This window comes from Nonomuraea recticatena, from assembly GCF_039533245.1.
Lineage (GTDB): Bacteria > Actinomycetota > Actinomycetes > Streptosporangiales > Streptosporangiaceae > Nonomuraea > Nonomuraea roseola.
This window is the reverse complement of sequence record NZ_BAAATE010000016.1, coordinates 177,589-200,703: the sequence shown is the minus strand read 5'-3', so window position 1 is coordinate 200,703 and position 23,115 is coordinate 177,589. Positions and strand designations below refer to the sequence as shown.

The 23,115-nt window shown below is 70.7% G+C and carries 19 protein-coding genes; 14 read left to right on the top strand and 5 right to left on the bottom strand.

Translation table 11 applies throughout. From position 1 onward, the window contains the following. Positions 1–162: 162 nt before the first annotated feature. Both ABFX50_RS28520 and ABFX50_RS28515 read right to left on the bottom strand, forming a co-directional pair. Positions 163–1,077 carry an NADP-dependent oxidoreductase gene (locus tag ABFX50_RS28520; protein WP_346150457.1) on the bottom strand — a complete coding sequence of 305 codons (915 nt, stop codon included), beginning with the start codon at positions 1,075–1,077 and terminating at the stop codon, positions 163–165. Between the two features lie 9 nt (positions 1,078–1,086). After that, positions 1,087–2,055 (bottom strand): GTP-binding protein, encoded by a 969-nt coding sequence (locus ABFX50_RS28515; RefSeq protein WP_346150455.1) that lies wholly within the window; start codon positions 2,053–2,055, stop codon positions 1,087–1,089. Positions 2,056–2,244: 189 nt separating this feature from the next. On the opposite strand from ABFX50_RS28515, the gene ABFX50_RS28510 reads away from it, so the two are divergent. The 5 genes from ABFX50_RS28510 to ABFX50_RS28490 all read left to right on the top strand — a co-directional run bounded on the left by ABFX50_RS28510 (position 2,245) and on the right by ABFX50_RS28490 (position 11,595). Beyond that, positions 2,245–3,477 carry a sensor histidine kinase gene (locus tag ABFX50_RS28510; RefSeq protein WP_346150463.1) on the top strand — a complete coding sequence of 411 codons (1,233 nt, stop codon included), beginning with the start codon at positions 2,245–2,247 and terminating at the stop codon, positions 3,475–3,477. Further along, positions 3,474–4,124, top strand: coding sequence for a response regulator (locus ABFX50_RS28505; RefSeq protein ID WP_183653489.1), 651 nt, complete (start codon positions 3,474–3,476; stop codon positions 4,122–4,124). Before ABFX50_RS28510 ends, ABFX50_RS28505 begins: the two co-directional genes overlap by 4 nt. A gap of 114 nt (positions 4,125–4,238) precedes the next feature. Next, positions 4,239–4,745: a hypothetical protein gene (locus tag ABFX50_RS28500; RefSeq protein ID WP_312895744.1), complete on the top strand. Its 507-nt coding sequence runs from the start codon at positions 4,239–4,241 to the stop codon at positions 4,743–4,745. After that, the gene (locus ABFX50_RS28495) at positions 4,742–6,814 is read left to right on the top strand and encodes an SPFH domain-containing protein (RefSeq protein WP_183653484.1); all 2,073 of its coding nucleotides are present in this window, start codon (positions 4,742–4,744) and stop codon (positions 6,812–6,814) included. The genes ABFX50_RS28500 and ABFX50_RS28495 overlap by 4 nt, the downstream gene beginning before the upstream one ends. After that, on the top strand, positions 6,811–11,595 hold the full coding sequence (locus ABFX50_RS28490) for a DNA repair ATPase (protein WP_346150452.1): 4,785 nt from the start codon (positions 6,811–6,813) through the stop codon (positions 11,593–11,595). The genes ABFX50_RS28495 and ABFX50_RS28490 overlap by 4 nt, the downstream gene beginning before the upstream one ends. Before the next feature lie 38 nt (positions 11,596–11,633). On the opposite strand, the gene ABFX50_RS28485 is transcribed toward ABFX50_RS28490, so the two are convergent. From ABFX50_RS28485 to ABFX50_RS28475, 3 genes are all read right to left on the bottom strand, one after another. Beyond that, positions 11,634–13,247: a TlrC/CarA/OleB/SrmB family ABC-F type ribosomal protection protein gene (locus ABFX50_RS28485; RefSeq protein WP_346150450.1), complete on the bottom strand. Its 1,614-nt coding sequence runs from the start codon at positions 13,245–13,247 to the stop codon at positions 11,634–11,636. A 120-nt stretch (positions 13,248–13,367) separates the two neighbouring features. Continuing rightward, positions 13,368–13,811 carry a MarR family winged helix-turn-helix transcriptional regulator gene (locus ABFX50_RS28480; protein ID WP_346150448.1) on the bottom strand — a complete coding sequence of 148 codons (444 nt, stop codon included), beginning with the start codon at positions 13,809–13,811 and terminating at the stop codon, positions 13,368–13,370. Continuing rightward, positions 13,808–14,617, bottom strand: a complete 810-nt coding sequence (locus ABFX50_RS28475) for a dihydrodipicolinate synthase family protein (protein WP_346150446.1) — start codon at positions 14,615–14,617, stop codon at positions 13,808–13,810. The genes ABFX50_RS28480 and ABFX50_RS28475 overlap by 4 nt, the downstream gene beginning before the upstream one ends. Before the next feature lie 72 nt (positions 14,618–14,689). On the opposite strand from ABFX50_RS28475, the gene ABFX50_RS28470 reads away from it, so the two are divergent. The 9 genes from ABFX50_RS28470 (at position 14,690) to ABFX50_RS28430 (ending at position 23,073) form a co-directional block, all read left to right on the top strand. Further along, complete coding sequence (locus ABFX50_RS28470; RefSeq protein ID WP_346150444.1) at positions 14,690–15,574, top strand: LysR family transcriptional regulator; 885 nt, start codon at positions 14,690–14,692, stop codon at positions 15,572–15,574. Then, a complete protein-coding gene (locus tag ABFX50_RS28465) occupies positions 15,567–16,529 on the top strand; it encodes a polyprenyl synthetase family protein (RefSeq protein ID WP_346150442.1) in 963 nt (320 codons plus the stop codon). Before ABFX50_RS28470 ends, ABFX50_RS28465 begins: the two co-directional genes overlap by 8 nt. A gap of 68 nt (positions 16,530–16,597) precedes the next feature. Next, on the top strand, positions 16,598–17,251 hold the full coding sequence (locus tag ABFX50_RS28460; protein ID WP_183653465.1) for a hypothetical protein: 654 nt from the start codon (positions 16,598–16,600) through the stop codon (positions 17,249–17,251). Between the two features lie 50 nt (positions 17,252–17,301). Next, positions 17,302–17,850 (top strand): thymidylate synthase family protein, encoded by a 549-nt coding sequence (locus ABFX50_RS28455; protein ID WP_346150440.1) that lies wholly within the window; start codon positions 17,302–17,304, stop codon positions 17,848–17,850. A gap of 48 nt (positions 17,851–17,898) precedes the next feature. Beyond that, positions 17,899–18,855 (top strand): 3-oxoacyl-ACP synthase III family protein, encoded by a 957-nt coding sequence (locus ABFX50_RS28450; protein ID WP_346150438.1) that lies wholly within the window; start codon positions 17,899–17,901, stop codon positions 18,853–18,855. Continuing rightward, complete coding sequence (locus ABFX50_RS28445) at positions 18,856–19,587, top strand: glycosyltransferase (RefSeq protein ID WP_183653456.1); 732 nt, start codon at positions 18,856–18,858, stop codon at positions 19,585–19,587. Then, positions 19,584–20,708 carry a cytochrome P450 gene (locus ABFX50_RS28440; RefSeq protein WP_346150435.1) on the top strand — a complete coding sequence of 375 codons (1,125 nt, stop codon included), beginning with the start codon at positions 19,584–19,586 and terminating at the stop codon, positions 20,706–20,708. Before ABFX50_RS28445 ends, ABFX50_RS28440 begins: the two co-directional genes overlap by 4 nt. Continuing rightward, positions 20,705–22,177, top strand: a complete 1,473-nt coding sequence (locus tag ABFX50_RS28435) for a class I adenylate-forming enzyme family protein (protein WP_346150433.1) — start codon at positions 20,705–20,707, stop codon at positions 22,175–22,177. The genes ABFX50_RS28440 and ABFX50_RS28435 overlap by 4 nt, the downstream gene beginning before the upstream one ends. Beyond that, a complete protein-coding gene (locus tag ABFX50_RS28430) occupies positions 22,174–23,073 on the top strand; it encodes an NAD-dependent epimerase/dehydratase family protein (RefSeq protein WP_346150431.1) in 900 nt (299 codons plus the stop codon). Before ABFX50_RS28435 ends, ABFX50_RS28430 begins: the two co-directional genes overlap by 4 nt. The last annotated feature ends 42 nt before the right edge of the window (positions 23,074–23,115 follow it).

Genomic DNA, 23,115 nt, shown 5'->3' with positions numbered 1-23,115 from the left:
GCTTCTTCCGCCCCTGCGGCGTTCGGATCTTGCGGATCTCGAACTCTTCCATCGCACTCCCCAGGCCGGGGTGTTGCGACGACCGCTAGAAGGGAGGCCGGTCGAGACCGGCCCGAGACAGTGGCAGTAAGGCCCCCTATCGATAAGATTCCGCCAGTTCGATCATGACACCAGGATCACCAGCTTGCCCCTGCCGTGCCCGGTCTCGATCTCCCTGTGCGCTTCGGCGGCCTGGTCGAGGGGGTAGGCGCGACGGACGGGAAAGGTGAAGGCGCCCTCCGCGATCAGCGCCGCATATCTGGCGAGCCGCTCCGCGGTGCGCCCCGCCTGGACCAGCTTGACGCCCAGCTCGGCCGCCCTGCCGTGCTCGACCAGCGTGACGATCCGCGCGGGATCCTTCACCAGCTCGAGCGACACCTCGAGCGCGTGCCCTCCCGCGCCGTCGAGCGCCGCGTCCACCTGGCCGAGCGCCCTCACCCTGTCGGCCAGCCCCTCGCCGTAGGCGACGGGGATCGCGCCGAGCGAGCGGAGGTAGTCGTGGTTCTCCTCCCTGCCCGTGCCGATCACTCTCGCGCCGCGCCGCCTGGCGATCTGTACCGCGGCCGTGCCCACCGAGCCCGAGGCTCCGTGAATGAGCAGCGTCTCGCCTTCGCGCACGCCGATGGCGTCCAGTGCCAGTTCGGCGGTCTGCACCCCTGCCGTCAGGCCGCCCGCCACCTCCCACGGCACCCCCGCGGGCTTGCGCGCCACCTGGTCCGCGCCGACCACGATGTACTCGGCGTAGCTGTTGAGAAGGGAGAAGCCGAGCACCTCGTCGCCCTCGGCGAACCCGGTGACGCCCTGGCCCACCTGGTCGACGACGCCGGCGAACTCGTTGCCGGGAACGCGGGGCAGCTCGCCCGTCACACCCTGCGGGACCCATCCGGCGCGCACCGCCGCGTCGTACGGCTGGACGCCCGCCGCCTTCACCCGCACCCGCACCTCGCCGGGACCCGCGTGCGGGGTCTCGATCTCCATCACCTGAAGCACCTCGGGACCACCGGGGGTCGCGAACGCCGCTGCCTTCATCTGGATCATCTCCTCGTGTCAGTCACCCCACTCTGCAACCTCGACCTTGCTTGAGGTCAACTCGGCGAAAGGATCGGGATAGGTCTCCCACACCGCGGCTCCCGCGACCGACTCCTCGGGAGTGAGCAGACAGGAGTCGAGCAGGGCGATGAGCCTGTCGGGGTCGAGGCCGCCGCAGCCGGTGAAGACGAGGTGCTGGACCCTGTCGCCCATGGTCGGGGTCCAGTCGAGCGCCGCGGCGGCTCTGCGGGCCGTACCGACCTGGTCCCACGCGCTGTCGGGCAGGGCGGCCAGCCACGTGCCGGCCTCGGCCACCTCGACCATCCCCGCCACGGCGTCCCACGCCAGCAGCGACGAGTGCCTGCTGGCCAGCCAGAACCTGCCCCTGCTGCGCACGGTCGTCGCGACCAGCTCCTCCATGGCGTCGAAGAGCCGCTGCGGGTGGATCGGGCGCACCCTGCGCCACACGACGGTCTCGAAGTCCTGCGTCTCCAGCGCGCACGGCAACTGGGCCGTCGCAGGGTCGACCCGCGCGGCCAGCGCCTCCACGTCGACCGGGGGGCCCAGCACGTCGGGCAGCCCGATCGGGGTGAGCGGAGCGAGATGGGCGAGCGCGGGCAGGGTGAGCTCGGGATCGTCACCGACCACGACCAGCCCCGTGGCGTACTCGATCTGCCTGGCCAGCACCGCCGCCACGTGCCTGCCGCAGGGCAGGCGGTCGCCCCTGCAGATGTCGAGCGGCATGTGGTCGGCCTCCAGCGCGGTCAGCACGCCGGTCAGCCGCAGCTCGGGCCGCACGGCCAGCGCCTCGGCCACGGGGCGCGGCTCGTCGTCGTCCCCCAGCTCGACGATCAGCAGCGGGGCCGCCACCGGTGGATCACCTGGCCTGATCGTCACGGACCCCGGATGGCGGCGGGCCAGCTCGGCGACGACCTCGGCACGGGCCTGCGCGTGAATCCCTGCGACTATCACCACGGGGACCGACATCAGAGCTCCCTTCCCTCAGGGGCATCATGCTATCGATAATCATTTTCAAAATCCCTCCTGAGAGTGAGCGAGAACCGCTCCCACCGGCGATCCGCGACTCCTCTCCGATCGCCGACGATGTCTCAGGTCGATCCGCATAACTCCGGACCAGGCTCGGAGCATCCCCAAAGAGGAGGAAGATTGGACGCTGTGTCCGATCTGCCGCAGATTGCCCGACTCAAGGAGCGCTTCCGCGCGCTGCCGCCCCTGCAGGTGGATCTTGCTCTGACCGCGTTCGTCCTGCTCATCCAGCTGTGGCCGTTCGTCGGCGACAACCGGGACGGCAAGCCGTGGCACTGGTGGGGATACGTGGTCGTGATCACGGCCGTCCTCCCGCTCGTCTGGCGGCGCAGGGCGCCCGTGACGAGCATGGCGGTCTCCATGCTCGCCCTCTCGCTCTACGACCTGGCCGAGACCGTCCCGGCGCAGCCGATCTGGTACGGCAGCCTCATCAGCATGTACACCGTCGCCGCCTACACGCCCCGCTGGCCCAGGCTGGTGGTCCTGGCGATCACCATCGGCGGCGGGCTGCTGCTGGTCGGCTCGTCGGAGACCGCCGTCCGCGGCACCGTCGGCGCCGTCGCCGCCTACGCGATCGGCAGGGCCACCGCGACCTCCCGCGCCTATGCCGCGGCGCTGGAGGAGCGGGCCGTACGGCTGGAGCGGGAGCGCGTGCTGGAGGCCGAACGGGCCGCCGAGCTCGAACGCGCCAGGATCGCCCGCGACATGCACGACATCCTGGCCCACGCGGTCAGCCTGATGGTCGTGCAGGCGGAGGCGGGGCCCGTGGTGGTGAGGAGCGATCCCGGCCGTGCCGAGGCCGCCTTCGACGCCATCGCCGCCGCGGGCCGCGACGCGATGGTCCAGCTGCGCCGGATGCTCGGGGCGTTGAAGGAGGAGGAGGGCCCGCGCGCTCCCCAGCCGACGGTCGCCGACCTGTCCACACTGGCCGCCCAGTTGCCGCTGCCCGTCTCGATCGAGACGCGCGGCACCGAGCGGGCGCTGCCGTCCGACGTCGAGGTGGCGGTCTACCGCATCGCGCAGGAGTCGTTCACCAACATCGTCAAGCACTCGGGAGCGTCGAGGGCCGAACTCCTCCTGCGGTGGGAGCCGGACGCGCTGCTGCTCGACATCACCGACGACGGCGAGGGCTCCGGGCGCCGGCTGCCCTCGGGCGGCCACGGCCTCATCGGCATCCGCGAGCGCGCCGCCGCCTGCGGTGGCACCGCGAGCGCGGGCCCCCGCGCCGACTGCCCTGGCTTCCACGTGTCGGTGCGACTCCCTCTCACCCCCGTCGAAGAACCCGTTGCCCCCGCAGGACCAGCGCCCCTCGGATCGTCCGTCGGGTCGACGTCTCCTGACCGTCTCAAGGAGAGCCGATGAGCATCACCGTGGTGGTCGCCGATGACCAGGAACTGGTCCGCGGCGGATTCAGCATGATCCTCGACGCCCAGCCCGACATCGACGTGGTCGCCGAGGCCGCCGACGGGATCGAGGCGGTCGCCCTGGTGCGCGAGCACCGGCCCGACGTCCTGCTCCTCGACATCCGCATGCCCAGGATGGACGGCATCGAGGCCGCCCGCCTGGTGGGCAAGGAGACCAAGGTCCTCATGCTCACCACCTTCGACCTCGACGACTACGTCTACGACGCGCTGCGGGCGGGGGCGAGCGGGTTTTTGCTGAAGGACGTGCGCAGGGACGACCTCGTCAACGCCGTCCGCGTCGTGGCGGCAGGGGAGTCGCTGCTCGCCCCCACCGTCACGAGCCGTCTGATCGCGGAGTTCACCTCCCGCCCCGCGGCGGCCTCGGTCTCGGCCGAGCGGCTGGCCGCCCTCACCGTCAGGGAGAAGGAGACGCTCGCGCTGATCGCGCGCGGCCTGTCCAACGCGGAGATCGCCGCGGAGCTGGTCGTCAGCGAGCACACGGTGAAGACACACGTCAGCAACGTGCTGACCAAGCTGGGACTGCGTGACAGGGTCCAGGCGGTCATCGTCGCCTACGAGACGGGGCTGGCCGTACCCGGGAGTTAAGCGTTTTTAAAGCGGTTTGCAACCCCTGATTGGATATATTCGCTCCACTACGGGGGCCTTTATCCGAGGGAACTGATGCCCGCTTTCGTCGACGCCGCTCTGACCTTTCCGACCGTGCTCTTCAGTTTCCTGCTCATCGTGGTCGTCGGTTACTGGATCGTGGTCATGTTCATGGGCGGTGACGTCGACCTCGACGGCGTGGAGCTGCCGCTCGGGCTCGGCGGCGTCCCCGCCACGGTCGCCTTCTCGCTGTACGTCGCGCTGGCGTGGTTCGTCAGCCTCGCGGGGACGGAGCTCTCCTTCGGCGGACCGCTCGTGCTCGGCGCGGCGCTCGCGGCCGGGTGGGCGGGCACGAAGCTCCTGATCATCCCCATGCGCAGGCTCTTCCCCGACCGGCGTGAGCCCTCCCGCCACGACTTCGTCGGCCAGCGGTGCGTGGTGCGGACAGGCAGGGCGGACGCCGCCTTCGGCCAGGCCGAGGTCACCGCCCCTGACGGCTCCTCCGCCGTCGTCCAGGTCAGGACGACGGGCGGCGACGTGCTCTCTCGCGGCCAGGCCGCGCTGATCTTCGACTACGACGCAGAGGGCGAGTTCTTCTGGGTCATGGAGGACCACTCATGAGTGTCATCTCGACCGGGTTCGGCATTCTGCTCGCCGTCATCCTGATCGTCGTCATTGGTCTGATCTTCGTCATCAGCCGGCTTTTCAGAAAGGTCGAACAGGGCAAGGCGCTCATCGTCTCCAAGGTGCGCAGGGTCGATGTGACCTTCACAGGCGCCGTGGTGCTGCCCGTGCTGCACAAGGCCGAGGTCATGGACATCTCGGTGAAGACGATCGAGATCGCCCGTACCGGCGGCGAGGGCCTGATCTGCCGCGACAACATCAGGGCCGACATCCGCATCACCTTCTTCGTGCGGGTCAACAAGACCATCGAGGACGTCATCAAGGTGGCGCAGGCCATCGGCACCGAGCGGGCCAGCGACGAGACGACGCTCCAGGCGCTGTTCAACGCGAAGTTCTCCGAGGCGCTCAAGACGGTCGGCAAGCAGCTCGACTTCGTCGACCTCTACACCAAGCGCGACGAGTTCCGCGACCAGATCATCCAGGTCATCGGCACCGACCTCAACGGCTACAGCCTGGAGGACGCGGCGATCGACTACCTGGAGCAGACCCCGATGGCCAAGCTCGACCCGGCCAACATCCTCGACGCCCAGGGCATCCGCAAGATCACCGAGCTGACCGCGACGGAGAACGTGCGGACCAACGAGTTCAGGCGCAGCGAGGAGAAGGAGATCACGCGCCAGAACGTCGACGCCACCGAGGCCATCCTCGAGCTGAAGCGCCGCCAGGCCGACGCCGAGATCAAGCAGAAGCGCGAGATCGAGACGATGAAGGCGCGCGAGGAGGCCGAGATCGCCCGCGTGCAGGCCGAGGAGCGGCTGCGGGCCCAGGGCGCGCACATCAAGACCGACGAGCAGCTCGGTGTGCAGACCGAGAACCGCAACCGCGAGATCGCCGTGGCCGAGAAGAACCGCGAGCGGGTCATCGCCATCGAGAGCGAGCGGATCGAGAAGGACCGCATGCTGGAGGTCATCGCCCGCGAGCGGGAGACCGAGCTGTCGCGCATCGCGAAGGACAAGGAGGTCGAGACGGAGAAGCGCTCGATCGCCGAGGTCGTGCGCGAGCGGATCGCGGTGGAGAAGACGGTCGCCGAGCAGGAAGAGAACATCAAGAAGCTGCGCGCCCTCGAAGAGGCCGAGCGGTTCAGGCAGACCACGATCATCCACGCCGAGGCCGAAGCCCAGGAGGGCCTGGTCAAGGACATCAAGGCCGCCGAGGCCGCGGAGGCCGCCGCCAAGCACAAGGCCCGCGAGGACGTCGTGCTGGCCGAGGCCAGGCAGCAGGCGGCCGAGCTCGACGCCAGGGCCAAGATCCGGCTGGCCGAGGGCCTGCAGGCGGAGGCCGCCGCCAAGGGGCTGGCCGACGTGCAGGTCAGGGAGCGCGGCGCGGACGCCATCGAGCGGGTCGGCCGCGCCGAGGCGATGGCGACCGCCGAGAAGCTCAAGGCCGAGGCCGAGGGCGCCAAGGCGATGGCGCTGGTCGAGGGCGACAGGCTCAAGGCGCAGGCCGAGGGCGAGCAGGCCATGGCCCTGGTCACAGGCGACAGGCTGAAGGCCGAGGCCGAGGGCCTGATCGAGAAGGCCAAGGCGATGGCCGCCATGGACGAGGCGACCAGGACGCACGAGGAGTTCCGCCTGAGGCTCGAGGCGGAGAAGGAGATCAGGCTCAAGCACATCGACGTGCACAGGCAGGTCGCCGAGTCGCAGGCGAGCGTCGTGGCGGCGGGCCTGTCCAAGGCCAACATCGACATCGTCGGCGGCGACACGATGTTCTTCGACAGGGTGGTCGGCTCGATCACGGCGGGCAAGGTCGTGGACGGGTTCGTCGAGCACTCGACGGTCACGCAGACGCTGGCCGAGCCGTACCTGAACGGGACGGCGAGCCTGACCGACGACCTGGCCAAGCTCATCGGCGGCGTCAGCAGCGAGGACGTGAAGAACCTGACGGTGTCGGCGCTGCTGATGCAGCTCATCTCGCACGGCGGGCCCGACACGGCCAAGCTGAACGAGCTGCTGGAGAGCGCGCGCAGGCTCGGGGTCGCCGAGTCGTCGGTGGCGGCGCTGCGGTGACCACGTCTCTCGAGGCCGGGACCTACGAAGTCCTGCGCAGCCGTCTCGGCGCCCAGGCCAAGCAACTGGCCAGGGCGGCCGAGGCGGTCAACGCCGAACGGCTGAAGGTCTTCGGCGGGGCCGAGCTCCGCCTGATCGGCACCGAGCGGATCCGTACGGAGAACAACTGCGTCCCCCGCGACATCGTCTCGGTCGGCGACCTGATGCTCTTCGGCTACAACGTCTTCATCGGGCTCAAGCCCGAGACCTCCGTGGACGACGTCTTCTCCGTCCACAGGTTCGCCCGCGAAGGCGACGCGTTCAGCTTCGACGCGGGGCAGCTGGACGCGCTGGCCGATCCGGCCTTCCGCAAGGACTTCTCCGAGCTCTACCGCTACTACAAGGAGACCAGGCTCCTCCAGCTCAGGCGCATGGAGGGCAAGCTGCTCGCGGTCTTCCAGACCGGCCCCTCCGACCTGCGCGTGCTCAGGTGGGCCCTCGGCCATGAACTGAAGTACCTGGACAACAGGGGCGAGCGGGATCATGTCTTCCCGCCCTCGCACGACTTCGAGTGGACGCCGACCACCCGCGACGACCACGTGCTCGGCCGGCATCCGCACATCTCGATCCTGGACGAGGTGTTCGTCGAGACGGTCGGCGGCGACCTCACCATCAAGATCGAGAACAACACGGAGTCGGGCGAGGGCATCTACACCGAGCCCGTCACCGAGCCGCTGCAGTCGCTGGCCGACGCCGAGGTCGACCACGCGAGGATCGGCCCCCTCATCCTGCTGCGGGTCAGGCCGTACAAGGAGAGCGAGTGGCGGCACCTGGTCTTCAACACCCGCACCAAGACCGTCACCAGGCTCGACGGCATCGCGCTGGCCTGCCAGCGGCTCCCCGAGGACCAGGGGATCATCTTCCCCGGCGGCTACTACCTGTCCACGGGGGTGTCCAAGACCTTCGACACGCAGGTGGCCGACCTGGAGTTCGAGCGGGTGATCCGCTCCCCCAACGGCGAGGACGTGCTCTACGTCTTCCATGCGCGTGAGGACGGCAGGTCGCTGCTGCTGCCGTACAACGTGATCAGGAAGGAGGTCGCCAACCCGCTGCCCTGTCACGGGTACTCCCTGTTCGACGACGGGACGCTGGTGGTGTTCAGGGCGACCTCCGACGAGCCGACCAGGGTCCATCCGATGCAGGTGTGGCAGACGCCGTACGTCTCCGACACCTACGCCGCCGCCCAGCCCACGGGGACGGGGCCGCTGGAGCGGATCGGCAACGCCGAGCTGGTCAGGGGGATCTCCGACTGCCTGTCGGTCGCGCGCATGGTCGAGGAGATGGCGCCTTCCGAGGCCACCTTCGAGGCGCTGATCGCGGCGTGCACGCGGGCGTTCGACCACTACCACTGGCTCGGCGAGCACGGCCTGAGCACTCCGCTCGGCGACGTCAGGGCCACGGCCGAGCAGGTCCTCGACGAGTACGAGAACGTCGCCCAGCTCACCGCGCAGGCCGCCGGCACGCTGGAGAGCGCCACCTCGCAGACCCTCGCCCTCGTACGGCAGTCGGAGACCCTCACCAGCGCCGACGCCTGGGTGTCCAGGCTGGCGTCGCTGCGCAGGGCGCAGGGCCACCTCGTGACGCTGAGGGAGGTCCGTTACATCGATCTGGCGGGCCTCGACGCGCTCGGCGCGAGGGTGAGCGAGGAGCTACGCTCCGTCGGCAGAAGGGCGGTCGAGTTCCTCCAGGGCGCCGACGCCTTCACCGGCTACCACGCCGCCGTCGCCCAGCTCGAGGCCGACGCCTCTGCCATCGCCACGGTCGCGGAGGCGGCGCCCGTCTCCGAGCGGCTGCTCGCCCAGGCCGAGGGGCTCGAGGTCGTCACCGAGGTGGTGGGCTCGCTCGACATCGCCGACGCCACGGTCCGCACCGCCATCCTCGAGCGCATCGGCGAGGTCCTCGGCGGGGTCAACCGCGCCCGGGCCGTCCTCGAAGGCCGACGCAAGGAGCTGCTCGCCACCGAGGGCAGAGCCGCCTTCGCCGCCGAGTTCGCGCTGCTCGGCCAGGCCGTGACCGGCGCGCTCGCCATGGCCGACACCCCTGAGCGCTGCGACGAGCAGCTCGGCCGTCTCATGCTCCAGCTGGAGACGCTGGAGTCCCGCTTCGGCGAGTTCGACGACTTCGCGCTCCAGCTCACCGCCAAGCGGGAGGACGTCTACGAGGCCTTCTCCGCCCGCAAGCAGACCCAGCTCGACGACAGGGCCAGGCGCGCCGACCGCATCTCCGCTTCGGCCGACCGCATCCTGACCAGCGTGACCCGCAGGGTGACCGCTCTGGCGTCGCTGGACGAGGTCAACACCTACTTCGCCACCGACCCCATGATCGCCAAGCTGCGCTCCTCGGCGGACGAGCTGCGGGCGCTCGGCGACGGCGTGCGCGCCGAGGAGCTGGAGGGCCGCATCAAGGCGGCCCAGCAGGAGGCGGGCCGCTCCCTGCGCGACCGCCTCGACCTGTTCTCCGCCGACGGCGAGACGCTCAGGCTCGGCAGGCACCGCTTCGCGGTCAACACCCAGCCCATCGACCTGACCCTCGTGCCGCACGACGGCGCCATGCACTTCTCCATCACCGGCACCGACTACCGCTCCCCCGCTCCTGCCTCCTTCGAGCAGACCAGGCCGTTCTGGTCGCAGCTGCTCGTCTCCGAGACCGCCGACGTCTACCGCGCCGAGCACCTGGCCGCCTCGCTGCTGCCCACGGTGCCGTCGGGAGCCGACCTGCCCTCGCTGGTACGGCTGGCGGCCGAAGAGCGCTACGACGAGGGCTACGAGCGCGGCGTCCACGACCACGACGCGACGGCGATCCTGGAGACCCTGCAACGCCTCCAGGAGGGCGCGGGGCTGCTGCGCTATCCGCCGTCCGCCCGCGCCGCGGCCCAGTTCTTCTGGGCGTTCGGCGTGGAGGATGTTTCACGTAAAACATTGGCGACTCGGGCGGGCTCCCTGGTCAGGGCCCGCGACGCCTTCGGCAGGGTCGAGGCGCTCGACGCCTTCGGGGCCGAGCTCTCGGAGGAGATCTCCCGCTTCCTTCCCGCCGACGTCTTCGGCACACCCTTCGAGCTCGCCGCCGAGTACCTCGTCGAGGAGCTGGCGGGCAAGCCTGACGGTTTCGTCACCAGCCAGGCGGCCAGGGGCATCCTCGACAGGTTCCGGCAGACGCTCGGCCCCTCCCGCACCCGCGAGTTCGAGGAGGACCTGGCGGCGCTGGACCTGCCTGACCGCATCCAGCTGGCCCACGCGTGGCTCGGCGCCTTCGACCAGTCGGACGAGCTGCCGGAGGCGCTGGCCGTCCAGCTGTGCGACCTGCCGAGGCACGACTCCAGCGCCACGCTCACGGCCACCGTCGAGGGTCTGCTCGGCACCCACCCGAGGATCACCGACAGGGCCCTCACGCTGCGCCTGGACGAGACTCTCGCCAGGACCAGGGCCTTCAGGGCGGAGCGGGTCCCCGCCTACCGCGCCTACCAGAAGCACCGCGGCGAGCTGGTCGCGCGGGAGCGCGACAGGCTGCGGCTGGAGGAGTACAAGCCCAAGGTCATGAGCGCCTTCGTGCGCAACCGCCTGCTCGACGAGGTCTACCTGCCGCTCATCGGCGACAACCTCGCCAAGCAGCTCGGCGCGGCGGGCGAGGGCAAGCGGACCGACCAGATGGGCCTGCTGCTGCTCATCTCGCCGCCCGGCTACGGCAAGACGACACTCATGGAGTACGTGGCCAGCCGTCTCGGCCTGCTCTTCGTCAAGGTCAACGGCCCGGCGCTCGGCCACGAGGTCACCTCGCTCGACCCCGGCGACGCGCCCGACGCCACCGCCAGGCAGGAGGTCGAGAAGATCTCCTTCGCGCTGGAGTCGGGCAACAACACCCTGCTCTACCTCGACGACATCCAGCACACCTCGCCCGAACTGCTGCAGAAGTTCATCTCGCTCTGCGACGCCCAGCGCCGCATCGAGGGCGTGTGGAACGGCCGCACCCGCACCTACGACCTGCGCGGCAAGCGCTTCGCGGTGTGCATGGCGGGCAACCCGTACACCGAGTCGGGCCAGCGCTTCCGCATCCCCGACATGCTCGCCAACCGCGCGGACGTGTGGAACCTCGGTGACGTGCTCTCCGGCAAGGACGACCTGTTCGCGCTCAGCTACATCGACAACGCGCTCACCTCCAACCCCGTCCTCGCCCCGCTGTCCACGCGCGACAGGGGCGACGTCGAGCTGCTGGTACGCATCGCCAGGGGCGACACCGACGTGCGCACCGACCAGCTCAGCCACCCCTACTCGAAGGTGGAGCTCGAGCAGATCCTCAGCGTCCTGCGCAAGCTGGTCAGGGTGCAGGAGGTGGTGCTGGCCAACAACCAGGCCTACATCGCCTCCGCCGCCCAGTCCGACGACTCTCGCACCGAGCCGCCGTTCCGGCTGCAGGGCTCCTACCGCAACATGAACAAGCTGGCCGAGCGCATCGTCCCCGTGATGAACGACGCCGAGCTCGAGCAGCTCATCGACGACCACTATCTCGGTGAGGCGCAGACCCTCACCACCGGCGCCGAGTCCAACCTGCTGAAGCTGGCCGAGCTGCGCGGCAGGCTCACGCCCGAGCAGGAGGCGCGGTGGGCCGCGGTCAAGACGGCCTACCTCAGGACCAAGGCGCTGGGAGGAGCGGAGGACGACCCGATGACGCGCGCGGTCGGCGCCATCGGGCTGCTGGCCGACCGGGTGGGCGACATCGGCCAGGCCATCCGCCATCCCGCCCGCTGATTCGGGCCGTCACCTCCGCAGAGGTGAGCGCCCAGGGGTCAGGCCGTCGCGAAGGCGCCGTCGGCCAGCTCCAGGTGGGTGCCGGTGAACGAGGCGCGGATGCCGCGGTCGTGGGTGACCATGACCAGCGCGCCCGTGTAGCCCGCCAGCGCCTCCTCCAACTGCTCGACGAGCACGGGAGACAGGTGGTTGGTGGGCTCGTCCAGCAGCATGAGGTCGGCGGGGTCGCTGACCAGGCGGGCCAGCTCGATCCGCCTGCGCTGGCCCACCGACAGCTCGCCCACTCTGGCGCCCAGGTCGGCGGGGCGGAAGAGCCCGAGCGCGACGAGAGCGTCGGCGTGCTCGTCCATCGTGCCGGGACGGCCGGTGGCGTAGGCCCTGAGCACGGTGTGCGCCGGGTCGAACACCGGCTCCTCCTGCCGGAGATAGCCGATCCTGGCCGGACGCCTGATCGTGCCCGAGTCGGGAACGACCTGGCCGGCCAGCACGCGCAGGAACGTGGTCTTGCCCGCGCCGTTCGGCCCGGTGACCAGCAGCCGCTCACCCGGCGCGATGCTGAGCGACGGCACGTCCAGCCGTGATCCGACCCGGACCTCCGCCAGCTCCACCACCGGCCTCGGCCCCTGGGCGCCGGAGACGACGCTCGGCGTGGCCGCGAAGCGGAGCGGCTCGGGCGGCGGCGGCACGGGGTTGGCGTGCAGCCACTCGACCCGCTGCTGCGACTGCCTGATGCGGCTGGCCGCCCCGTGGGTGCGCGAGCGCGCCCGCCACGTGCCGGTACCCATGCCGGCCTTGTCCATCTTGCGGGGGATGGCGGCCATGCGTCCCGCGTTCGCCTCGACCAGTCCCGCGTGGCGAGCCAGCTCCTCCTTCCACTCCTCGTACTCCTCGGCCCACGCCGCCCTCTCGGCCGCCTTGGCCGCGAGGTAGCCGGCGTAGCCGTTGCCGTAGCGGCGCACCTTGCCGAGGTCGACCTCGAGGATGGTCGAGGTGATCCGCTCGAGGAACACCCTGTCGTGGGTGATCGCGATGACGGTCCCCCTGTGCCCGCGCAGGTGGTCCTCCAGCCAGGACACGGCGGAGTCGTCGAGGTCGTTGGTCGGCTCGTCGAGCAGCAGCAGCTCGGGCGACGAGGCGAGCGTCGCCGCCAGCGCGAGCCTCGACCGCTCGCCTCCCGACAGGGTGCCGAGCCGCCGCGACCTGGACAGACCCGGCAGGCCGAGCCCGTGCAGCGCGGCGTCGACCCGCGTGTCGGCGGTGTAGCCACCCCTCGCCTCGAAGCGGGCGATCAGCTCGGCGTAGGCGTCGAACCGCGAGGGAGTCAGCGAGGACTCCATCGCGCTCATCTCGGCGGCGAGCTCGCGCAGCTCGGCCAGCGCCAGGTCGATGGCGTCCTGGACGGTCGCGGAGCCCGGCAGCTCAAGGGTCTGCGGCAGGTATCCGATCCCGCCGGGGACCGACACGGTGAGCGAGCCGTTGGACGGCAGCGCCCGCCCCGCCAGCAGGCGCAGCAGTGTCGACTTGCCCGACCCGTTGTCGCCGATCACCCCGACCTTCTCGCCGGGCCTGACGGTGAACGAGACCTGGTCGAGCACGACCTGGTCGGCGTAGCGGTGGGAGACATGAGAAAGGGCAGTTTGGGCGGTACGCATGGAAGCGTCCTCCTGGATTCCACTATCGCGAAACGGACATGACAGCGCTCAACGCGTCGCGAGAATCACAGGGAACCCATGCCGGAGAGATTATGGGACGAACCTAAAGATGTCCAGAGATTATTCGAGCCTGGACAGCACCGTGCGGGACACCTGGGCGAGGGTCCGCAGCTCGTCCTTGGTGAGCAGGTCGATGAAGTGCCTGCGTAAGGAGGCCACGTGTCCTGGCGTGGCCTCCTCGAGCGTGCTCACCCCCCGGGAGGTGAGCACGATGGCCGCGCCCCTTCCGTCGTGGGCCACCTCCTGCCTGCTCACCAGCCCCCGGCCCTCCATGCGGCCGATGTGGTGAGAGAGCCTGCTCTTCGACCACCGCAGGTGCGCGGCGAGCTCGGTCAGGCGCATCCGCTGCCCCGTGGCCTCGGACAGGTTCGACAGCACGTGGAAGTCGGGCTCGGACAGCCCGGAGTCGCGCATCAGGTCACGCTGAATCTGTAAGTCGAGGAGCAGCCTCATCCGCCGATAGCCGATCCAGGCGGCGTGCTCCGTCTCGTTCAGCCGGTTCACGCGCCCCAATCTAGGGCGCGGGCGACCGACTCCGCGGTGGCGGGCACCAGCGGAAGCCGTACGTCGGGGGTGGGGATCAGTCCCTTCGCGTGCAGGACCCCCTTGAGCACGGTCGGGTTCGGCTCGGCGAACAGCGTCGCCGACATGGCCGCGAGCCGGTGCCCGAGCGCGCGGTCCCACGAGGCCGCCATCGACACGAAGGAGGAGGTGTGCAGGTGCGCCGAGGCCAGGATGCCGCCTGAGGCGCCGAGCGCGAGCATCGGCGAGAGGTAGACGTCGTCGCCCGTCAGCACGGAGAACCCGGAGGGCGCCTCCCCGAGCAGCGCGACCGCGTCCTGGTCGACGGAGCCCGTGGCGTACTTCACGCCGGCGATCATGGGGTGCTCGCCGAGCCTGCGCAGGACGGCGGCGGTCAGCGGCTGACCCGTCCTGTACGGGATGTGGTAGATCACCAGCGGCACCTGGCTCCGCTCGGCGAGGTGCTCGAAGTGGGCGATCACGCCCCGCTCGCCCGGCCTGACGAAGGCGGGCACGGTCACCAGCGCGGCGGTGGCCCCCTCCACCAGCTCCAGGTCGCCCACGATCAGCTGCGCGCCGTAGGACCGCGCCGCCTCCCCGCAGATCTCGACCACGGTGCGGCGCTCGGTCGCCGACAGCGCCGACGGCTCCCCCGTCGTCCCCAGTGCCACCAGCCCCGCCGCTCCCTGGTCGAGCACCGAGGCGGCGAGCTTCTCCAGCGCGGCGTAGGCCACGGCACCCGACTCGTCGAAGGGGGTGATCAGCGGCACGTAAATTCCCGAAAGCATGGCTCTCAGCCTGAGGGACGCGCCACCGTCAGCACCAGTTCGCGTTTGTGGTGTCACCCGTAAGCTGAGCTTATGCTCGACCCGCGAAAGCTCAGGCTGCTGCGCGAACTCTCCAGAAGGGGCACGATCGCCGCCGTCGCCGAGGCGCTCACCTTCACCGCCTCCGCCGTCTCCCAGCAGCTCAGCGCCCTCGAACGCGAGGCGGGCCTGCCGCTGCTCGAAAGGACCGGCCGCACGGTCGTCCTCACCCCCGCGGGCCGCCTCCTGGTCGAGCACGCCGAAGCCGTCCTGGCGAGCCTGGAACGAGCCGAGGCCGCGCTGGCCGCCACGCGCACGGGGCCCTCGGGGCCGCTGCGGATCGGCGCGTTCCCGACCGCGGCCCGCGCCCTGCTGCCCGAGGCGCTGACCATCCTCGGGCAGGAGCATCCCGGCCTGGAGCCGATGGTCGCCGAGATCGATCCGGCCGACGTCTCCGCCGCCCTGCGCGCGGGCACGCTGGACGTCGCGCTGGTCCACGAGTACGACTTCGTCCCGCCCGTCGTCGACGACAGCGTCGAGACCAGGCCCCTGCTGACCGAGCCGATGTACCTGACCACCAGGAGCGCTCTGGAGGAGGCCGCGCGAGACCCGTGGATCGTCAGCACCCCCGGCACGCTCTGCCACACCATGACCCTGCGGGCCTGCCAGGCTGCGGGGTTCGAACCGCGCGTCCGTCACCACATCGACGACTTCGACACCGTCCTGCTGCTGGCCGCCGCCGGCCAGGGCGTGGCGCTGGTGCCGAGGCTCGCCGCCGCCCGCCCGCCCGCCGGCGTGCGGCTGACACAGGTGAAGATCGAGCGCCGCACCCTCATCGCCTTCAGGCGGGGGTACGGCGAGCACCCCGCGCTGAGCCCGTTCACAGCCGCTCTCAGGAAATCCACAGCACGCGCGACGCAGGCTGGAGGACATGGATGAGCTGCTGAACACCCCCGCGATCGCCCACGGCCTGCGCAGGGTCGAGACCAGGATCAGGCGCCTCGCGGGCTCCTCCGCCCTTCCCGGCATCAACACCGCCGCCGACCGGATCATCACCGCCGGAGGCAAGCGCCTGCGGCCCGCCCTGACCCTGGCCACCTCGCTGGCGTTCGGCAGGACGCCCGACCGCAGGGTGATCACCGCCGCGGCGTGCGTCGAGCTGATCCACGCCGGCTCGCTCGTCCACGACGACCTCATGGACCACGCCACCCAGCGCAGGGGCGAGCGCACGCTCAACGCCGAACTGGGCGAGGGCAAGGCGCTGGTCATCGGCGACTTCATGCTCGCGAGGGCGGGCCTGGCCGCGATCACCTCGGTCTCCAGGCCGGTCGCCGAGGTGCTGGCCGCGACGGTGGTGGAGCTGGCGGAGGGGCAGTACCTGGAGACCACCGACCTGCACAACCCGCACCGCACGACGGAGAGCGCGCTGCGCTCGATCACCGGCAAGACCGCCGCCCTCTTCCGCGCCTCCTGCCTGGTCGCCGCCATCTGCGCCAGGGCCTCTGCCGAGGAGAGGGCCAGGATGGCCGCGTACGGCGAGCGGTTCGGCCTGATCTTCCAGATCCTCGACGACCTGCTCGACCTGACGGCGCCCGCGCAGGCACTGGGCAAACCGGCGGGCAACGACCTGCGCCAGGGCCTCTACACCCTGCCCCTCCTGACCGCCATGGCCAAGGATCCGTCGATCCTGCACGACGACGTGGAGGCCACCCTCGCGGCGCTCAGGCAGACCTCGATCGTGCCCGACACCCTGGAGTACTGCCGCGGCCTGGCCTCCGACGCGCTCGCCGCCCTCCCCGTGATCCACGACAGGGAGATCGCCACGATCATGTACGGCCTGCCCACGGCGTACATCGATCACGTGGAGCTCCAGACATTGACCAGAGCAAGTTGAGATTTGTTGGTACAAAACTCAAGACGGCGACTCATACTGGAATCAGCTGGCATTCCAGGAGCACGCTCATGCGGAAACCCCCGACGCCGCTCGAAGCGACGCAGTTCCTCCAACTGGCCGCCGTCGATTTCAGCGGAATCTACGCGGTCCACCTCGCCGCCAAGGACGAGCGGCTGAAGATGACGAGGCTGGCGATGAGCCTGCTCTCGGCCCCCTTCGCCGCCACCATCGCGCTGGCGAGTACCAAGGTGGTCAACCCGGCCGACCTGACCAGGTGGGACACCGTTCCCTGGTACCTCTACGCCCTGGTCGCCGCCTTCGGCCTGCTGGCCGTGCTGCCGTTCCTGCGCCTGATCGAGGCGGTGAACGCGCACGCCAGGACGGCTCGCGCGCTCAACAACTTCAGGCTGCTCTACGTCACCCGCCTGAAAGACGAGTTCGACTGGTCGCCGAACCTGCCCGTCGATCCGCGCTTCCCCGAGACCTACGCCCCGCTGGCGTGGCCGGGGATCAACGTCATGATGCTGTCGATCGTCAACTCCGCCTATCTGACGGTCGGCGTCACAGGGCTGAGCAAGGGCGAGCTCAACGTGCCGCTGCTGCTGATCAGCATCATGCTCGTGGCGCTCGTGCACTACTCGGTCTACTACGTGCGGTGCAATGTCACCAGGCGGCGCCGCCTTCCCCACAACCCCTACAACTTTCCCAACGTGGAGACGTGATGGACGAGCCCACCAGGTGGGCGTCTTGTGGGGAGGCGTGGATATGGCTGATGCGGCACGTGCGGGCGTCGGGCGAGCCCGCCGACGACGACCGCGGCCCGGTGATCGAGGGCCCCGCCGTGCTGTTCGAGATCAGCGACGTCCGCTGGGACGACCCGATACTCAGGGAGTACGGCGACCCCGTCAAGCGCATGCTCTACGCCCGTAAGTTCACCGAGGCCGAGGTCATCCCGCCGTTCAAGTACAGCTACGGGCAGCGCCTGACGCCTCAGATGGAATGGGCGATCAGGCTGCTGCGGGCGCGGCCCTACAGCAAGAGCGCATGGGTGTCGCTGACGCGGCCAGGCGAGCCGTACGACGCGGTGCCCTGCCTGGCGGCGGTGGCGGTCAGGATCAGGGACGGCGCGCTGGCGATGACGGCGACCTTCCGCTCGCAGAACGCCTACACCTGCTACCTGAACTACGTGCCGCTCAGAGAGGTCCAGGCCGGGATCGCGCGGGATCTCGGCCTGGACTGCGGCCCCATGCGGGTGTTCGTGGACGTGCCGCACCTGTACCTGGCCGACCTCACCCAGGTCGAGCGCATCGCGCGGTCGTGAGGCGGCCCGGTAACCGTTCTGCAAGCCCGGATGGCTAGCGTGCTCCGTGTGAAGGCGCGCATTGTGGACATAGCGACATATCTCCCCGGCCATACGCGGACCAGCGCGGAGGTCGAGGAGCTGATCGAGGGCTTCAGAGCGCCCAGAGGACTCATCGAGCGCCTGACGGGCATCGCCGCCCGTCACGTGGCCGCCGACGACCAGCAGGCCTCCGACCTGGCCGCCGAGGCGGCGAGGCGGCTCGACCACGACGTCGACCTGCTCATCTTCGCCTCGGCCTCGCAGGACATGGTCGAGCCCGCCACCGCCCACATCGTGGCCGCCAAGCTGGGCCTGTCGTGCCCGGTGTTCGACGTGAAGAACGCCTGCAACAGCCTGCTCAACGGGGTCCAGGTGGCCGAGGCGCTGATCCGGATGGGCACTCATCGCAGGGTGCTGGTGTGCACGGGCGAGGTGCCGTCCAGGGCGATCAGGTGGCAGGTCAGCGACCGCGAGCAGTTCGTGGACTCCTTCGCCGGTTACACGCTGTCCGACGCCGGCGCGGCGGTGCTGGTCGCAGCCGACCGCAGGCGCGGCATCTTCTACCGCGACTTCTCGGCGCAGAGCACGGCATGGGCGATCGGCACCCTCCCCGGAGGCGGCTCGGCGCACCCGCGCGACCCCGAGTACTCCTACTTCCGCGGCGACGGCCGGCGCCTAAAGGAGGCGTTCGAGAAGGTGGGGCCCGACCTCTTCCTCAACGCCCTCAAGCGCACCGGCCTGACATGGGACGACTTCGCGGTCGTGGCGGTGCACCAGGTGGCGCTGCCGTACCTGCGCTTCCTCGCCGACACGCTGGGCATCCCCGAGGACCGGCTGGTCGTCACCCTGCCCCGGCACGGCAACTGCGCGTCGGCGACGCTCCCGCTGCAGCTCCAGCTCGGCGGCTGGGCGCCGGGCGACAGGGTGGCGATGCTCGGCCTCGGCGGCGGCATCAGCATGGGCGTCATGCTGGCGGAGATGTAGATGAAGCTCTGGGTCGTCGTCCCCGCCTACAACGAGGCGGCGGGCATCGGGGCGACGCTGCGCGCCCTGGAGGAACAGCGCGACCGTGACTTCACCGTGGTCGTCGTGGACAACGCCAGCACCGACGGCACCGCCGAGATCGCCAGGGGCTTCGGCGTCGAGGTGATCCACGAACCGCGCAAGGGCACGGGCGCCGCGGCCGACACCGGCATGCGCCACGCGATCGCCAACGGCGCCACCCACCTGGCCAGGACCGACGCCGACTGCCTGCCGCGCGCCGACTGGACCGCCAACATCCGCCGCGCCTTCGCCGACGGGCTCGAACTCGTCGGCGGCAAGCTGCGCGCGAGGACCGACGAGTTCCCGCTGAAGCTGTGGGAGCGCCGCCTCATCCCCGCCGTGGTGGAGATCGCCGCGTTCTTCGGCAAGGCGAGGCCCGGCAACCGCTCGCCCGAGTACCGCGGGCCCTACGTCATGATGCCGGGGGCAACCCTCGCCATCACCGCGGATCTCTACGAGCGCGCAGGAGGCTTCCCCCGCACCGCGATCGAGGAGGCCCACGAGGACCGCGTGCTGGTCAACAGGGTGCGCAGGCTCACCGGCGCGTACGGCTCCCGCCGCGACGTGGTGGTGTTCGGCTCGGTGCGCCGCCTGCGCGCCTACGGCCTGGTCCGCACCCTCGCCTGGTACATCGATCACCACTACAGCCCCGAGGTGATCGACATCCGATGACCGAGGAGACCAGGCTTCACCTGGCGGCCCATCCCTTCGCCTATCCGCTGATCCGCCTCATCGCGCGCCTCGGTCCCGTCGTGCGCGTGCCGGGCGTCGGCGTGGTGGTCAACGACGCCGCCGTCGCCCGCCGCGTGCTCATGGACCCCCGTTTCCGCAAGGACGGCCCCGGCTCGCCAGGCGACCTCTGGACACCCGTGCTCGGCCCCTCCGTGCTGCTCAACATGGAGGGCGCCGCGCACGCCACGCTGCGCGCCAAGCTCGCCCCGCTGTTCACGCCTTCGTCGGTCTCCGCCCTGGTGACCGACGTGCTCGCCCAGCCGCTGAAGGAGCTGTCCGCACGGCTGGAGCGCGGCGAGAGCGTCGACCTCGTCCACCACATGCGGCTGATGGCGGGGGCGGTGATCTGCAGGGTGATCGGGCTGGGCGAGATCTCGGCCGGGCGCGCCCTCGCCCTGTTCGCCGAAGGGGAGCGCGTGGCCTCGATGGTCTCGCTCCGCACGAGGCGGCTCAACCCCCGCCAGGTCGCGATCGCCCGTGAGGTCCTGGACGGCATCGGCGACATCGCCTCCGCCGCCTACCGCGCCGAGGACCCGTCGACGGTCATGGGCCGCATGCGCGCGCTCGGCCTGTCCGAGGCCGAGGCCAGGGGCGCCGCGGGCGCCTTCTTCCTCACCGGCACCGAGACCGTCGCCACCTTCGTCCCCCGCCTCATCGCCCTCCTCCACGACCACGGAGCGGGAAAAGGGATCGACCTCGATCTCGCCATCGAGGAGGCCATGCGGGTGACCACCCCCACCCCGGTTATGCTCCGCTCGGTCGCCGAGCCCACCCACGTCGGAGACGCACCCGTACGGCCAGGCGACCGCGTGCTCATCGCCACCCACAACTGCGCCCGCGCCTACGGCCCCTTCGACCTGTCCCGCCGGCACCCGCCCGAGCTGCGCAGGCTGTGGTTCGGCGCGGGGGCGCACTTCTGCCTGGGCTACCCTCTCGCGGTCGCCGAGATCCGCGCCGTGGCCTCCGCCCTGCTCAGGCACGATCTGCGCATCGTCGGACGGCGCGCGGCCCGAGGCGTCCTCATCCCCACCTACGAACACCTCTGGATCCGAGCCGCATGATCGACATCGTCAGCGGCGTTCTGGACGTGGCCTCGGCCACCCCCTCCAGAACCGCCCTCATCGCTCCCGGCGGGGCACCTGTCTCGTACGGGACGCTGCGCGAGCGCGTCCTCGCCATCGCCCACGCCCTCGCGTCCGGGGCCCAGGGCGAGGAGGGGTTCGGAGCGCTCTTCGCCGTCCGACCGGGCCCCGACGCCGTCGCCATGGCGCTCGGCGCGGTCGCGGCTGGAGGGACCCTCGTGCTGGCCGATCCAGGGCTCGCCCCCGAGGTCTTCGCCGGGCGCATGGCGCTGACCAGGCCGCGCTGGGTGCTCAGCGAGTCGCTCCTCTACCTGCTCAGCGGCCCGCTGAAGGGCCCCGCCAGGCGAAGGGGGCTCGTGCTGCCGAACCTGCGCGACCCCTTCCCGCACGCCCGCCACCTCTACACGGGCAGGTGGCTGCCGGGTGTGCCGGCGGGCGCGCTTCGACTCGAGGGGCTGCCCGCCGTCCAGGCCGTTCCGCTGGTCCACGACCACCCGGCCGTGGTGGCCTTCACCTCGGGCACCACCGAGCAGCCCAAGGGCGTCGTGCACACCAGGCGGTCGCTGTCGGAGGGGCTGCGGCTGTTCACCGAGGCCGTCTCGCTCGGTCCCGAGGACATCGTGCACACCGACCAGTTCATCCTCGGCCTTCCCGCGCTGATCGCGGGCGCCACGTGGTCGATGCGGGGGCGCGGCGACTACGCACAGGAGCTGGCCGCACGGGAGGCCACGCACGCGTTCTCGGTCCCCGTGAAACTGCACGAACTCCTCTCACGCACACCCTCCCTTCCTGACACCCTGCGCTGCCTGCTTCTCGGCGCAGCCCCCGCGCCTCCCGCCGTCCTGAGGAGGGCCTTGGCGGCGGCGCCCTCGGCCCGGGTGTTGTCGGTCTACGCGATGACCGAGGCGCTGCCCATCGCGATCGCCACGGCGGAGGACAAGCTCGCCGTCACCGAGGGGGACCTGCTCGGCGCGCCCCTGCCGGGGGTGGGCGTCAGGGTCGCGGATGACGGCGAGCTCTTCGTCAGCGGCCCGCACCTCGCCCACGGCTACCTCGGTCACGACCCCCTCACCGAGCTGCCCACCGGCGACCTCGTCAGGCTCGACGACCAGGGCCGCCTCGTCCTGCTCGGCAGGAAGAAGGACATGATCCTGAGGGACGGCGTGAACATCTACCCGGGCCTGTACGAGCCCGCCATCGCCGCCCTTCCCGGCGTGAGCGAGGCGGCCATCGTCGGGCTCGCCGATCAGGAGACGGGTGACGAGGAGGTCGTCCTCGCGCTGACCACGACGGCGGGCTACGACGAGAGGGCGCTGCGCGGGGCCCTGCCCGGCCTCGTGGACGCCGCCGCGCTGCCCGACCGGATCGTGACCCTGCCCGAGCTGCCCCGCAAGGGCCGCAGCGACAAGCTCGACAGGGCGGCGATCAGGACACGGGTGGCCCGATGAGGGTCGCGGTCACCGGCGCCTCCGGCTTCGTGGGCGGCCACGTGTGCAGGGCCGCGGCGGCGAGGGGCTGGGAGGTGCTCGCCTTCGGCAGGCGGCCGCACGCCGATCTGGGCGGCGTGCCGTACACCTCGTGGGACCTGGTCCACGGCGAGCCGCCGGGTGAGCGGGTCGACGCGGTGATCCACTGCGCGGGCAGCGTGACCGACTGGGGCCCGCCCGCGGAGATCTGGCAGGCCAACGTCGCCGGCACCCGCAACGCCGTGGCCGCCTTCCCCGGCGCGCGTTTCGTCCACGTGAGTACGGCCAGCGTCTACGACCCCTTCCGTCCCACGGTGATGGCCACCGAGTCGGAGGCCCCCGTCAGGCGCTACGCCAACGCCTACGGCGCCGCCAAGGCCGGCGCCGAGCACGCCGTCAGGGGCGATGCGGTGATCCTGCGCCCGCACGCGATCTACGGCAGCGGCGACACCACCCTGCTTCCCCGCCTGCTGCGCTCGGTCAGGGCGGGCCGGCTCCTCGCGGTGGGCAGCGGCGCGACCAGGCTCAGCCTCACCTCGGTGGACAACCTCGTGCGGGCCTGCCTGCTGGCCACGACCGGCCCTCCCGGCGTCTACAACGTGACCGACAGCGAGCCCGTCACCCTGGACTCCGCGCTGCGCGCCGTCCTGCGGGAGCGGGACATCGACGCCGAACCCGTCTACCTGGCTCAGGGCCTGGCCATGCGCATGGCCGCGCTCGCCGAGACCGCCGCCGTGATCACTGGGCGCCCACCCCGTCTGACCAGGTACGCCGTCGGGCATCTGGCCGTCGAGCGCACTCTCGACATCACCAGAGCGAGGAGAGACCTCGGCTACGCCCCCACGCCTACGGCGTTCGAGGGCGCCGCGTCCTGGTGAGGTATGCGGGATTTTGCCGTGCCGCGAGGCTTAGCTTGGTGC

Excerpts from the sequence above, each read along its gene's own strand:
- ABFX50_RS28520 (WP_346150457.1), bottom strand. The coding sequence starts at position 1,077 with ATGATCCAGATGAAGGCAGCGGCGTTCGCGACCCCCGGTGGTCCCGAG.
- ABFX50_RS28515 (WP_346150455.1), bottom strand. The coding sequence starts at position 2,055 with ATGTCGGTCCCCGTGGTGATAGTCGCAGGGATTCACGCGCAGGCCCGT.
- ABFX50_RS28505 (WP_183653489.1), top strand. The coding sequence starts at position 3,474 with ATGAGCATCACCGTGGTGGTCGCCGATGACCAGGAACTGGTCCGCGGC.
- ABFX50_RS28495 (WP_183653484.1), top strand. The coding sequence starts at position 4,742 with ATGAGTGTCATCTCGACCGGGTTCGGCATTCTGCTCGCCGTCATCCTG.
- ABFX50_RS28485 (WP_346150450.1), bottom strand. The coding sequence starts at position 13,247 with ATGCGTACCGCCCAAACTGCCCTTTCTCATGTCTCCCACCGCTACGCC.
- ABFX50_RS28475 (WP_346150446.1), bottom strand. The coding sequence starts at position 14,617 with ATGCTTTCGGGAATTTACGTGCCGCTGATCACCCCCTTCGACGAGTCG.
- ABFX50_RS28470 (WP_346150444.1), top strand. The coding sequence starts at position 14,690 with ATGCTCGACCCGCGAAAGCTCAGGCTGCTGCGCGAACTCTCCAGAAGG.
- ABFX50_RS28465 (WP_346150442.1), top strand. The coding sequence starts at position 15,567 with ATGGATGAGCTGCTGAACACCCCCGCGATCGCCCACGGCCTGCGCAGG.
- ABFX50_RS28460 (WP_183653465.1), top strand. The coding sequence starts at position 16,598 with ATGCGGAAACCCCCGACGCCGCTCGAAGCGACGCAGTTCCTCCAACTG.
- ABFX50_RS28455 (WP_346150440.1), top strand. The coding sequence starts at position 17,302 with ATGCGGCACGTGCGGGCGTCGGGCGAGCCCGCCGACGACGACCGCGGC.
- ABFX50_RS28445 (WP_183653456.1), top strand. The coding sequence starts at position 18,856 with ATGAAGCTCTGGGTCGTCGTCCCCGCCTACAACGAGGCGGCGGGCATC.
- ABFX50_RS28440 (WP_346150435.1), top strand. The coding sequence starts at position 19,584 with ATGACCGAGGAGACCAGGCTTCACCTGGCGGCCCATCCCTTCGCCTAT.
- ABFX50_RS28435 (WP_346150433.1), top strand. The coding sequence starts at position 20,705 with ATGATCGACATCGTCAGCGGCGTTCTGGACGTGGCCTCGGCCACCCCC.
- ABFX50_RS28430 (WP_346150431.1), top strand. The coding sequence starts at position 22,174 with ATGAGGGTCGCGGTCACCGGCGCCTCCGGCTTCGTGGGCGGCCACGTG.